Source organism: Streptomyces sp. AK02-01A (assembly GCF_033795305.1).
In the GTDB taxonomy this organism is placed as follows: domain Bacteria; phylum Actinomycetota; class Actinomycetes; order Streptomycetales; family Streptomycetaceae; genus Streptomyces.
In genome coordinates, this window is record NZ_JARBAE010000007.1 from 215613 (window position 1) to 229145 (window position 13533).

The window sequence follows — 13533 nt, forward strand, 5'->3', positions numbered from 1 at the left end:
CGGGGGCGTTGAGCACGTTGGACACCGAATCGTTGGCGATCGGGGAGACACGGTCGACGCCTCCGCATCGTCGCGAAGCATTTCCCGCCATACCGCAACGACAGCCGAATGCTCCACGTAGCCTCGCGAGCATGGAGGAACCCGTACCACCCGGCACACCGCCGGAACCCGGCGCCGACGAGACGCGCAGACGGCTGGACGCGTACGCCTATCTGAGCGCGCCGGAGCGGCTGGAGCACATCGCGATCATGCGGGTCTTCTGCGGGACCCTGCTGGCGGACCTGGCCGTCCCGGACGTCATGGCGAAGCTGGATGAGTCCGGCGGGCCCGGTGCGGGGCTCGACGCCGACACCCTCACGGCCCGGCTGGAACAGCTGGAGCGGTGGGGCAACCTGCTGCGTGGCAGCCATACGGTGAAGGCGTCCAGCATCACCGAGTACCAGCGTTCCCGCGCGCGCTACCAACTGTCGAGGCTGGGCGAGCGCATCCAGCGGGACGCCGACGGAGTGCTGGCCGAGGCCGAGGCCGTCCGGGAGGTGAGCAACGAGCTGCTGGCCCTGGTCGAGCGCGGCCTCCATGAGCTTGCCGAGCTGCTGTCCGAACCGGGCGGTATCGCCCCGCAGGACGGGCTGGAGCGGGTCAGCACGCTGTTCGTGCAGTTCGCCGGGTTCGCGGACTCCATCCGGGACTTCTACGCCTACCTCGGCCAGGTGCTCGCCCGGTACGACCTGGACAGCGCCGAGTACCAGGGCTTCAAGGAGCTGCTGCTGGACTACGTCGAGGCGATCACGGAGGATGTGGCCTTTCGCGCTCCCCGGATCTCGGCGGCACTGGACACGCTGTGGCCGCACCTTCCGGCTCTGCTGGACCGGCTCGACGCCCACGCCCAGGGCCTCGCCGGAGTCTCTCCGCAGGGCGAAGGCCGCTCGGAGGCCCGGGTGCAGCGCAGCCGTGGGCGCGAGCTCGCGGATTGGCAGGGGCTGCGCGGCTGGTTCAGTGACACCGATGGTCAGGGCAGCCAGGTCGATCAACTGCGGGACGCCACCCTGCGTGCGCTCCAGTCGCTGCTGGCCAACGCCAAGCGGATGCTGCGCTCGGCCACCGGGGAGATGTCGCGGCGCCGGGACCTGCTGCGGCTGGCCCGGTGGTTCGACGAGGCCGCGCCGCAGGACGCGCACGATATCGCCGTCGCCGCCTTCGGGCTGTACGGCGCCCGCCACCTGGGCGTACCACCCGCTACCGACGAGGTGGTGCCCGCCTACACCAGCTGGTGGACCGGCCCGGTGGTCGAGGTCCCGGTCGCGCTGCGCGAGAGGGGCAGCCGCGCGCAGCGGGGCCGGGCGGCGTCGGTGGAGGACCACTCCGCGCAGAAGCACCGGCTCCGGGAAGCCGCGCGCGAGCGGGCGGCGGCCAGGAAAGCGGCGGCGGACGAGCTGCGCAGCGCCTCGGGCCGTTTCGATGACGTACGTCTCACCTCAGCGGCGCTGAGCCTGCTCCTGGAACTGCTGGCCACGGCACTCGGGAACGCGCGGCTCAAGCGGCACGCCGGTACGGACGGGGAGGGGACGCCGGGGTTCGGCCTGGACGCGGCGTGGAGCGAGGACGCGGACCTGGGCATCCGGCTCACTGTGCAACGTACGGCGGGCACTCGGACGCTCCTCCACTCGGCCGACGGGGACCTGCTCCTGGACGACCTGGAGCTGGTCATCGGCCGGATCTCCGCCACACCCGACGGCGAGGCGGAGGTGAGCGTGTCATGACCCTCCCCTCCGCCCACGACGTGGCCCTGGCAGCCGAACGCCGCACCGCCGCCCGGCTGTTGCTCGCCCACCCGCTGGTCACCTCGGACGGCCTTCACGCCGACGCCTTCCCGTTGGTCCGCCGGCACGCCGACTGGCTGGGCAAGCGGTTCCAGCAGGTGCTCGGCTATCGCCTTTTGGTCGACAGTTCCTACGCCCGGCTGTTCAAGGCCGGGCTGGGAGCACGGGCGGGACATCGGCTTGTGCGGTCCACCGGCACTCCCTTCACCCCGCATACGTACGCCTGCCTCGCACTGGCTCTGTCGGTCCTGGTGACCGCGCCCGAACAGATGCTGTTGTCGCAGCTGGTAGCCGATATCCGGGCCGCGGCGGCCGACGCGGACGTCGAACTGGAGGAGACGGGCCGGGCGGCCGGGAAACGGACCCTGGTCGCGGCTCTGCGCCAGTTGGTCGAGTGGGGCGTACTCATCGAGACGGAGGGCCAGGTGGCGGCCATCACCCAGGAAGCCGGCGGGGAGGCTTTGATCACGGTGGACCGCGAGCTCGCCCGCGTCGTCGTCGCCGGACCGCTCGCCCAGTCCCGGGACGGTGCCGATCTGGTCCGGCGAGCAGCGGACCCGGGCTTCGAAGGACCTCGTATCTACGTGCGCCGGATGCTCGTCGAAACACCCGTCGTCCATCTCGACGAGCTGACCGACGCCGAGCGCGACTGGCTTCGCACCCGGCAGCGCCGGGAAGGTCAGGCGTTCCTCGAACTCCTCGGCCTGGAGACGGAGATCCGCGCCGAGGGAGTGGCGCTGGTCGACCCCGAGGAAGAGCTGACCGATCTCCACCTTCCCGGCACAGGGACCGTCGCCCAAGCCGCACTGCTGCTGGTGGAACGCCTCGTTGAACGGCTTCGTCCAGCCGATCCCGGACATCCGGCGACCGGCGGCGTCCTCGTCGTCGGAGTGGCCGTTCCGGACGGCCTGGTGGACGAACTGCTGGCCGGCCTGGTCGCCGAGTACGGAGGCCGCGGCAACTGGCAGCGCGGCTACCTGGAAGACCTCCACGCCCTGCGGGAAGCCGTGCTGGACCTGCTGTCCCGCATGCGGCTGCTGGCCCCTGCCGGTCCGCTGCGGTCCGACGGAAACGGGCTGCCGGAGGGACACACCGAAGAGCTGCCGGAAGGCCGCCAGGTGACCGGCGTCCGCGGAGCCCGACCCGGCGGCGAGGGCTGGGTGCTGCTCGCAGCGGCGGCCCGCTACGCCACCCGCGTCACCGTGCGTACGGCCGACGCGACCCGCAAAGATACCGACGCACAGCAGGAGTTGCCGCTATGACCGCCGACGCACGTGGCCTCATCCCGCTGCCGCGATCCGTCCCGTCGACGACAACAGCGGGTGCCCGCTTCCGGCTGCACCGCGCGGGCATCCAGAACGTCTGGCAGTACGACGAGCAGGAGTTCGTCTTCGGTGACGGGCGACTCCTGCTGCGCGGCAAGAATGGCGCGGGGAAGTCCAAGGCCCTGGAAATGCTGCTCCCCTACCTGCTGGACGGCGACTCCCGGGCACTGGACGCGACCGGTACCGGGCGGACGACGCTCGCCTGGCTGATGCTGGACGGGTTCGAGCAGACCAACCGCCTCGGCTACCTGTGGGTGGAGTTCCGGGGCACGGCCGAGGGCGGCGACCACCGCTACCTGACGCTCGGTGCCGCCGTCCGCGCCTCGAAGTCGACGCAGAAGGCGGTACCGACCTTCTTCGTCACCCCGCTGCGGGTCGGTGAGGACCTGCGCCTGGTCGAAGCGGGCAAGCCGCTGCCCGTCGACCGGCTCAAGGAGATCGTCGGCTCCGACAACGCGACCGAGCGCGCGGTCGGCCACCGTGCTCGCGTGGCGCGGGATCTTTTCGGCATCACCGACGCGACGCGCTACCGCAACCTCACCCAGCTCCTCCACCGGCTGCGGCGCCCCACGGTCGGGGACCGCATCGAGCACGGGGGCCTGGCCGTCCTGCTGAGCGAGACCCTGCCGGGGCTCGACGAGGATGTGGTCGAGAAGGTGGCACGCAACCTGCACGACCTGGACGCCGTACGGGACGAACTCGGCCGTCTGGAACGTACCGACGCGGCGCTGCGCACGTTTCTCGCCGACTACCGCCGCTACCTCGCCGGAGTCCTGCGCACCTCGGCCCGGAACGTGAGCAGGGAACTGGACGCCCTCTCCCAACGCCGCCGAACGGCCGGGGACGCCGTGCAGCGAACAGGCGACCTGAAAAGGCGTGAGAAGGAGTCGGAAGCCGGGCTGGTGACCCTGCACGAGGAGGAACAGACCGCCCGAACGGAGCTTGCCGCGCTGCACGCCAGTCACGCCTACCGCAGCCTGCGCGAACTGTCCGAACGCCGCAGCACGGTAGAGGCCCTGCACACCACAGCCGTGACCGCCTTCACCGCCCTGCGCAACGCACACGAGGCCGAAGAGGGCGCGGCCGAACGACTGGCCGAGGGTGTCGAAGACCTGGGAAGCCGGCTCACCGAGCTGGGAACCGAACACCGCGAGCTGCTGTCCCAGGCTGAGGAGGCAGGGCTTCCCGCCGGACATCTCGGCGACGCCGTGGCCCTGCCGCGCACGGTTCGCTCCCCGGCGACGCGGACGGAGCTGACCAGCCCGGACGGAGAACCGCGGACCGTACGGCACCGGCCGGTGGTTCGCGTGGACACGGCCACGACAGAGGCCGGGCTGCGGTCCTGGCAGGGGCAACTGGAGGATGCCGAAGCTGTCGTACGGAACCGGACACGGATGGTCCAGGAGGTGACCCGTCTTTCCCTGCGGGCCGACGAGGCCCGGGCCGAGGCAGCTCAGGCCGACACGGAGCGGGAACGGCTGGAGGGCGAGGCGGAGGAGGCCGCCGGCCGTCTCGAAGAGAGCCGCGAGACGGTCGCCGAGGAGAGCCGTGGATACGCCGACGAGGTCGCCGCGTGGGTGGAGAGCACACGGACCGCTGCGGGGCCCGACTGTCCGCCGCTGGACGCCGTCCTCGCCGAAGTGGCCAGTGAGACCTCCGCCGACGCGCCGTTCTCGGAGCGCACGCTGCCGCCCGACATCGACACCCGCGCGCGGCAGACGGCTCATGCGGCCCTGGAACCGTACGCCAATGACGTCACCCGGCACCGCGATGCGCTGGCGCTCACCGTCAGCCGACTGGGCGAGGAGATCGACCGCCTTTCGAAGGCGAGGCAGGACTGGGAGCGGCGTACCGACCCCGAGCCTCCGGCTCCGTACCACCGCACCGCGGAAAGGAATCCGGCCGATGGAGCCCCCTTCTACCGGCTGGTGGATTTCGCGGAGCACGTGACCTCCGCGGACCGGGCCGGTCTGGAGGCGGCGCTGGAGGCGAGCGGAATCCTCGATGCCTGGGTCAGCGCGGAAGGCACCCTTCTCGACCCGCTCACCCGCGACACGCTCTTTCAGCCCGGTGCCATGTCGCCGGGAGCACAGAACCTTGCCTCGGCCCTGCGGCCGGCCCCGCAGCCGGAGTGCGGCATCACATCCGAGCACGTGGAGCGCCTGCTGGCCGCCATCGCGCTCGCACCGGCCTCGGAGACCGCCGCTGCCGGCGCGGTCCACTACGACGGAAGCTGGCGTCTGGGTGCCCTCCACGGCCGTCACCGCAAGAGTGTCACCGAGTACGTAGGAGCCGCCGTACGCGCCGAGACCCGACGGCGCATCCTCGCCGAGCTGGAGGACCAGCTCGGCCAGACGGAACAGCGGCTGGCCGATGCCCGTACCGGCCTCGCCACAGCCGACTCCAGGCGGCGGGCCCTCACGCTCGCGGAACGGGACTTTCCCCGGGCACAGCAGCTCTCCGACGCCTGGAGCAGGACCGCATCCGACGAGAAGGCACTGCGGGACCTGACCGCCAGGGCGACCCGTGCGGCACGGCTGGCCGAGGAGGCCCGCGCTCTCGCCGTATCGGCACGCACCGAGGCGGACGCCACCGCGACCGCACATGACCTGCCCACCGACGCCACCGCCCTGGACCGCGTACGAACCGCACTGGCGGCCCTGCTCAGCGGTATCGGTCACTTGCGCAGAGCGGTCAGCGGCACGGTCGGGCGGCTCGGCGGAAGCCAGGCGGACAACGGGCGGTACGAGCGTGCCCGACAGGGACGCCTGGACGCGGAAGAAAGTTACCGGCTCCACCTCGCCGGACTGCGCAGCGCGCAACAGGATCTGCGGACCCGCGAGGCAGCCGTCGGATCGTCCGAGGAGGAGATCCTCACCCGCGAGCAGGACTCCAGGCAACGCATCGCGAACGCGGTCCGCGCCATCCCGGCGGCAGAGCACGCCCATGGCGAACTCCGCGACCTGCGCGTGCGCGCGGAAGAAGAGGAGAAGCGCCTGCGCGCGGAGCTGGCGGACCAGGAGACGGCAGTCATCGACACCGGCCGCGCCCTCCGTGAGGCACTCGACCGTCCGGAGGTCGTCAGCGGGGCGAGGCTGGACCGGTCCTCTCTGCCCGGCCAGGTCTCGGACAACCCCGGTTCGGACGTCCGCGACCGCCTGCGCGCGCTGCGCACACTGGCAGACGCGGTGGAGCAGGCTCTCGGCCGTTCGAGAGGAGAGGTGTCGGACAGCGCCCTGCTCAACCGGCATACGGAGCTGCGCGACCAACTGGCGGGCGGATACGACGCACAGCTTGAGGAACGCGACGGCATCAAGGTGTGCCGCCTGCTCGACGACCACGGTTCGCACGATGTCGCGGTCGTGGGCGAGCGGATCGCCGTCCGGACCGCGGAGGACCGGGGCCGTCTCACCGAGCGCGAACGCGAGGTGTTCCAACGGTTCCTGACCGGCGAGCTGGGCGATCACCTCTCCGCGCAGGTCATCACCGCGGCCCATCTGGTCGCGTCTCTCAACGACACACTGAAGACCGTACGGACCTCGCACGGTCTCGGCGTGGAGCTGTTGTGGAAGCTCGACGAGGACGTGGACGCGGATGTACGCGCCGCCGTCGAGCTGCTGCGGAGCCCGTCGAGCCTCCGGACGCGCGAGCAGACCGAACGGCTGCGCGAGGTACTGCAACGCCGTATCGAGGATGCCCGCCGTGCCGACCCCTCGGCCGGTTACACGGCCCATCTGCGGACCGCACTGGACTACCGCGACTGGTTCCGGTTCCACACCTTCGTGGTCGAAGACGCGGCCCCCGGACGCAGGAGGAAACTGACCGGACGGACCGGCCTCAGCCAGGGAGAGCAGCGCGTGCTCTCCTACCTCGTGCTCTTCGCGGCCGCCGCCGCGCACTTCACCAGCCTCGCCGAGTCAGCGCCGCACGCGCCGCGGCTGATCCTTCTGGACGACGCCTTCGCCAAGGTCGACGAACCCACCCATGGACGACTGGGCCGTATCCTCGTCGACCTCGATCTCGACTTCGTCCTCACGAGCGAGCGGCTCATGGGCAATTGGGCAGAGGTTCCGTCCCTGCACATCTACGAGTGCCTCCGTGACCCCCATGTGCGCGGCGTCGCCACGCTGCACTACACCTGGAACGGTCGGCACCGGCGTCTGACGTCGGTATGAGCCGGCTCCCCGCCGCAACACGCGACTGGCTGAGGGGACCGGGGCTCGCCCGGCTCTGGGGTGCGGTACGCAAACGTCTGGAAGGCAACGGCGTGCAGGCCACGGGTTCCCTCCGGCTGACCGCGGTGAGTGCGCGAGAACGGAACGACCTGTCACTCCTGTTGGGCAAACCCCTCACAGGCGCCGACGTGACCGTGCGGCTCGACGCGCTCGACGGACGCCTGCGCACCTCTGCCGCGGGGCTCGGGCTCAGGGAGGTCGTGGAGGAACTCGGAGCTCCGCTCACCGACCGCCGCGCGGACCGCGCGGGCGTGGCGGCACAGCGCAGGCATGTGTGGGCGTCGCTCACCTCGTCTCTCGACGCCTCTCCGCTCGCTGGGCAGGAGTGGACCCGGCGGTGGTACGACGTGCTGCGCCGCGCCGGCGTTCCGAGAGGGGTGACAGCCGAAGCGGCAGTGCGGACGCTTCAGCAGGCGGTCCAGATCCTCACCGTACTGCTCGATCCGGAACGCACCGGCACACGGGGCCGAGGAGAGCTCGCCGCGATGGCGACCGGTTCGGCACACGGTCTGGACGACGGCACCTGGCTCGCCCGCCTCGTCCAACGTGGTGTCGCCCTGGCCCATGACACTGACCTCCCCGGCAACGCGGCAGGCAGACGCGCGTTGTGGCGGCTGGTGTCCGTCACACCGGACGAGGTCTCCAGCACGGTGCTGACCTACGGACTGCGCCCCGTCGGCGAGGGCTGGCGAGAGAAGTCTCTACGAGAGCGGGCAGCCCATCATGCCGAAACCCACCTCACGCCCCGCGACCTGCTCGGCCTACGGCTGCGACTGCCCGCCGGAACCGTCGTCCACATCTGCGAGAACCCGCGCGTGGTGGAAGCCGCTGCCGACGCGGCCTGCGCCCGGCCTCTGGTCTGCACCTCCGGCAGCGCCGCCACGGTGGTCCTCACGCTTCTCGACGCTCTCGCCACCACCGGCTGCCGCTTCGCCTACCACGGCGACTTCGACTGGCCGGGCATCGCGCTGGCCAATCGGATCATCCGCCGCTACGAGGCCCTGCCGTGGCGCATGGGTGCGGAGGACTATGAACGCCTCGCCGCTCACAGCCAGGCTGCGGGCATCCCTCAACTACCCCTCGACGGGGGACCGGTCGAGGCGGACTGGGACCCGGGCCTCGCTCCTGCCATGACCGCACTCGGCGTCGCGCTCCATGAGGAGGCCACCCTTGACCTGCTGGTGCGGGACCTGTCGGTTCGGACGTAGGAACGCTTCAGGACATGCGGCAGATACTCACCGCGCGACCCGCGGTCGGGAAGCCGACCTGCTACCGGGGCCCCTGCGCGCCTACGAAAGGTCGCGAAGAGGGTGAACGTCGCCTGATGCGGTATAGCGTCCGCCAGGCGCCGCTGCCGCTTCCCGGCGGAACAACGCGGTCCACAGGAACGTCACGCCGAACAGCGCTGATTCGGGCGGTTCCTCCCGCATGCGGCGAAGTTCGACCTCTACCAGGTCGGAGAAAATCCAGCGCAGCGATTCAGGTGTGTAAGCGAGGCCGCCCCGCAACTCGCGTTCACGGTAAAGGTCCGCGTCGGCGAGCTCCGTCCCCATTCCCATCTCGCCGGTGGCGAAGCAGGTGAGCGCGAGGTGACCGCCGGGGGCCAGGACGCGGTCGAGGAGGGCCAGGTAACTGACGCGGCGGTGCGGCGGCAGGTGGTGGAAGCATCCTGAGTCGACGACCAGGTCGTACGGGCCACTCAAGGTGGCCGGAATGGCGAAGGCGTCACCACAGAGGAAGCGGGCGGCGACTCCAGCCTCGCGAGCCCGTTCCTGCGCCCAGGCGACGGCAACCGGGGAGAGGTCGACCGCGTCCACCTCGAAGCCGTGCGACGCGAGATACAGGGCGTTGCGGCCGGGCCCGCACCCCAGGTCCAGAGCCCGCCCGGGAGCGATCAGGCCCTGGTCGAGGTAGGCGGCCAGGTTCTCGTCCGGCTTGGCCGCGAAGAATGGGACCGGCTTTGACCGGTCGGCGTAGAAGCGGTCCCAGAAGTCGATGCCGTCGCCGGTCACCAACCGGCCGGCCCCGGAATCACTTGCGAACAGCCCGTCCAAGAGCGCGAGAACGTCCTCGACGGTGCGGATGGTCCGGCCCATGCGGCCCCCCTCTCGACAGAGATCGATCATAGGAGCGAGGAGAATAAAAGGCCAGGTCAGGTGGCATATGGCAGCGGCTGGAGCGGGCCGTTGCCGGCCCCGGAGGAGGCAAGCGACGACTCACTCCAGGCCCCGGCCCCGTGCCCGCCCAAGCGTCCCTCGGGGGCCAGGAAAGGGCCATCCCAGGCCGCGCCCGGCAGACTATGTTCGACGGATTTCCAGCGGCACTCGAACGGGACGAACGTTGCCTGATACGGCACTAAGGCCTTGAGCACTCTTGCCAGGCCCCACTTCGAAGAAGCCCACTGGGATGAGAACCGCCCGTGTTTGCCGGCGAGTTTATCGTCGGGACGCAGAGCGAACCGAAATCGTCGGGGAACCGGGCCGACCCCAATGCTGGGCGTCCTCGCGCAACTCGCGTATCGCTGCGTTCACCTTCTCTTGCAGTCGCTCGGCGAGTCGCGAACGAATGCGTCGGAGCACGGAGTTGAGGATGCCATCGCACGGCGGGCCGTGAAGCAGTAACAGTCACGCTGGTCACCTGGCCAGGGCCGCTGCTATCAGCCGGCGCTCCAGATACCGCTCTTCCATGACGAGGCGGAGGGCCGTAATCACACCTGCGGACCCGTCTGAATGCGGGCTTGCCAGGCTGGTCTCAAAGCGGCATACATTGGTTCCAGTTGATTGTCAGGGGGAGCGGTGGCAGTGCGGGACCTTCGAACGCTGTTCAGCTCGAACGACCGGAGCATCTCCGCGGATGAGGCGTTCACGAACCGACAGGCACAGTGGCAGGCCGTAACAGCCGGCCTTACAGAGCACATCCGGCACGTGACCCGTGCGGACTTCGACGTGGAAGACCTGGAAGCTCCGCGCCGTAACGTCCTCGTCTTCCACGGCGTGGGCGGGATCGGCAAGTCCATGCTCTCCCGCAAGATCGAGGCATCGCTCGCCCGCGGCGAGCACCGCCCCGCGCAATGGGAATCACCGTCCCACCGTGAGGAGCAGACGCTGCCGGTCCGCATCGACCTCGCGCGCGCCGCAGGCGTGGACTTCGAACGCGTCATCCTCACCATCCGCCTTGCCGTCACCGCGCTCGGCCGGCCGATGCCCGCCTTCGATCTCGCCCTGCGCCGCTACTGGGAGCACAATCACCCGGGCGAGCCGATCGAGGACTACCTGCGCCGGGGCGGGCTACTGAGCCGCTCCAGCGCCGCTGCCGCCCTGCCCCAGCAGATGCAGTCCGCCCTCAGCGACGTCGCCCAAGCCCTGCTCCTGCCCGGCACCGTCGGCAGTGCGCTCGGACACGGGGCCGGAGCGCTCATCAAGGCGCTACGCGAGCGGCGCCAGTCCGTACGCGCACTCGCCGGCTGCTCCCGCCTGGCCGACCTCCTGGAGGCCGAGCCCGACCTGGAAGCCCTCAGCTTCTACCCGCACCTTCTCTCCTGGGACCTGGCCCAACTCCCGGCCGACAAAAGCGCACTACCCGTGATCCTGCTGGACACCTTCGAGGACACCGGTGACCGCACCCACCGAGACCTCGAACGCCTGCTCCAGCGCATCGTGTGGCTGATGCCCAACGCGTTCTTCGTCGTCACCGGACGCAACCGTCTGCAATGGGCGGAAACGAGCCTGGCAGGGCAACTCGACTGGACCGGGCCGAACGCCTGGCCCAGCCTTGTCCCCGACACGGCACATGCCAGGTCAGGTGTATCCGGCCGCCAGATCCTGATCGGCGACTTCTCCCCCGAAGACTGCGACGACTATCTGGCCCGCAGACTCAGCCGAGATGGGCAGCCGCTGATCGCCGAACCAGTACGCCGGATCATCACCGAGCGCTCCCATGGGCTGCCTCTGTTCCTGGACCTATCGGTCATGCGCTACCTGGAACTGCGGCGTGGCGGCAGACAGCCGCAGGTCACCGACTTCGACCACGACTTCCCCGCCTTGATCGCCCGTACCCTCAGCGACCTGACCGCCGAGGAACGCCACGTGCTGCGCTCGGTCAGCCTGCTCAGCGCGTTCTCCGTACCCCTGGCCAGCCAAGTCGCCGGCATGGACCACGACGCGCCCGCCCTACGGTTGACCGAGCGCCCCTTCATCCGGGACTCCCCCTCCGGTGTGTGGCCCTTCCATGTCCACGACCTGATCCGCGCCGCCATCCGCAACGCGGAGGACGGCGCTGACGACCGCTGGTCGGAGCAGGACTGGCAACGCGCGGCCCAGCGTGCTTTCCGCGCCCTGGAATCCCAGTGGCGCCAGGACCAACGACGAGACCGCACCGTCCTCGTCGGCTGCCTCCAACAAGGGCTGTTCCTCGCGCGGGACTTCCATCTCGATCTCGGCTGGCTCGCCGATGCCGCATTCCAGTACGCGGGAGACTCCATCTGGGAACCGCTGGCGCTCCCCGCCGCCGATGACACGTCGTCGAGCGCCCTACAGACCGCTGCGGATGCCCTGGTAGAAACACTCAGCGCCATTGCCCGGCGCCAACACGAACACCGTGAACGCACAGCCAATCGGCTCTCGGCCGTCCTTGCGTCGGAGCTGCTGCCGGATGGCCTGGTTGAACTGGCCACGTATTACCTGGCGAAGGCCCAGCGGGACCTCGGTCTGACCGACGACTCACGCCGCAGCATGCAACGCGTCGTCTCCACCGGCGGTCGGCTCGCTTCCGCCGCTCTACGCGGCCTTGCCCACCTGAGCCGATTGTCCGGAGACTTCCCCGCGGCAGTGGAAGCCGCGGGGAGGCTCGGCTGGGAGGGACGGCACCATCGGGTGCTGGGAGATGTGTGGTGGGTGCAGGGAGACACAGAGCGGGCAACAGCCGCCTACCTGGCAGCCAGGAGCGAAGCCGAAGAACACGGTGTGGTCGGCGAGACCGCCATGGTCCAGGCGCATCTCGCCTTCGCTGTCTCCTTCGCCGACCCACTTCGCGCCGATGACGAACTCGACCTGGCGGACCGGCTGCTGTCCCACCTCAGCCTGCGCTCCAGCGAGATGACCGCTCGCATCGCCACACTCGTACGCGACGCCGGATTCGCCGGGGACGTGCCCGACCGCGCGGCCGTGTTGCTCGCCGAAATCAGTGGCTCCGGCATTTCCTACGCCGCGGCAAAACTACAGCTGGCCCTGTGCTTCCACCACGCCGTCCTTGACGCCCAGGACGACCTCACCACCGCGATCGCCCGCCTGCGCGAACTTACACAGAGTGGCGATTACGCCTACTACGTCGAAATCGCGTACTACCTGGCCGACCTCCCACTCCCCGAAGACACCGCACGAGCGCGGTGGATCGACGGGGAACAACGGACCCGCGAACGATGGCGCGACATAGTCATGACACGCCGCGATCATCTGAGCACGGCCCGATAAGCCACAGCCGACAGGATGAGAAGTTGTTGTCTTTCCGGACTTGAGGACTGCGTTTTCGCTGGTCGGGCATAGGGCGGACGTTCCCGTGGGAGTGGTGGCGTGTCGTGTCGTCGCTCTGGTGGAGGTTGTGGATGCCGTCGGTCGTGGGACTGCTGGAACAGCGCGAGATCGCCGCCCGCCGTCGCGTGAATGGGCTGAGGGAAGAAGCTGACCGCATCCAGGCCGAGCTGGCCGTGGCCGAGCGGGAATGGCAGGAGTGGGCCATCGCCCGTTCGCGGGTCGGCGAGGTACTGGCCCCCGTGGACGAGCCCGGACAAAGCCAGGCCCAGGCCGATGGGACAGCGCCGGCCATGGGACAGGCCGAGGAGACACCGTCAGCGCCGACCGCGGCGAAGTCGAAGTCGCAGGTGCCGGTGTGGCGTGAGGGGCTGGACAGGTCGGTGCTGTCGGTGGACTACCAGCGCATCCTGCAGGCGCTCGCGGACCGTTTCCGGCTCCATCAAGGGCCGCTGACCTGCCAGGAGATGGCCGTCTTGTTCGGCCTGCACGTGGTGCCGGCGCGGGTGGAGGCATTGCGGTCGAAGGTGAAACGCCTGGTCGCGCGCGGTTGGCTGGCCGAGCCCGCGCCGGGCCGGTTCACGCTCGCTGCGGGTGTGGCCGGGCCAGGCGGCGGGTCATGAGCAGG

At 70.0% G+C, this 13533-nt stretch carries 7 protein-coding genes; 6 read left to right on the plus strand and 1 reads right to left on the minus strand.

The window, feature by feature from the left end:
• The first annotated feature begins 131 nt into the window (after positions 1-131).
• The 4 genes from PV679_RS10580 to PV679_RS10595 are packed head-to-tail and all read left to right on the plus strand — an operon-like array spanning position 132 to position 8588.
• Positions 132-1760 (plus strand): TIGR02677 family protein, encoded by a 1629-nt coding sequence (locus tag PV679_RS10580; protein ID WP_319679856.1) that lies wholly within the window; start codon positions 132-134, stop codon positions 1758-1760.
• A complete protein-coding gene (locus PV679_RS10585) occupies positions 1757-3082 on the plus strand; it encodes a TIGR02678 family protein (RefSeq protein WP_319679857.1) in 1326 nt (441 codons plus the stop codon). The genes PV679_RS10580 and PV679_RS10585 overlap by 4 nt, the downstream gene beginning before the upstream one ends.
• The gene (locus tag PV679_RS10590; protein ID WP_319679858.1) at positions 3079-7320 is read left to right on the plus strand and encodes a TIGR02680 family protein; all 4242 of its coding nucleotides are present in this window, start codon (positions 3079-3081) and stop codon (positions 7318-7320) included. Before PV679_RS10585 ends, PV679_RS10590 begins: the two co-directional genes overlap by 4 nt.
• Entirely contained in the window at positions 7317-8588 is a 1272-nt protein-coding gene (locus PV679_RS10595; RefSeq protein WP_319679859.1) for a TIGR02679 family protein, read from the plus strand. The genes PV679_RS10590 and PV679_RS10595 overlap by 4 nt, the downstream gene beginning before the upstream one ends.
• A gap of 81 nt (positions 8589-8669) precedes the next feature.
• On the opposite strand, the gene PV679_RS10600 is transcribed toward PV679_RS10595, so the two are convergent.
• On the minus strand, positions 8670-9476 hold the full coding sequence (locus tag PV679_RS10600) for a class I SAM-dependent methyltransferase (RefSeq protein WP_319679860.1): 807 nt from the start codon (positions 9474-9476) through the stop codon (positions 8670-8672).
• Between the two features lie 699 nt (positions 9477-10175).
• Between PV679_RS10600 and PV679_RS10605 the strand changes: the two genes are divergently transcribed.
• Together PV679_RS10605 and PV679_RS10610 are read left to right on the plus strand one after the other, a co-directional pair.
• A complete protein-coding gene (locus PV679_RS10605; protein ID WP_319679861.1) occupies positions 10176-12848 on the plus strand; it encodes an ATP/GTP-binding protein in 2673 nt (890 codons plus the stop codon).
• 131 nt (positions 12849-12979) lie between these two features.
• Entirely contained in the window at positions 12980-13528 is a 549-nt protein-coding gene (locus tag PV679_RS10610) for a hypothetical protein (protein WP_319679862.1), read from the plus strand.
• Positions 13529-13533: the final 5 nt, after the last annotated feature.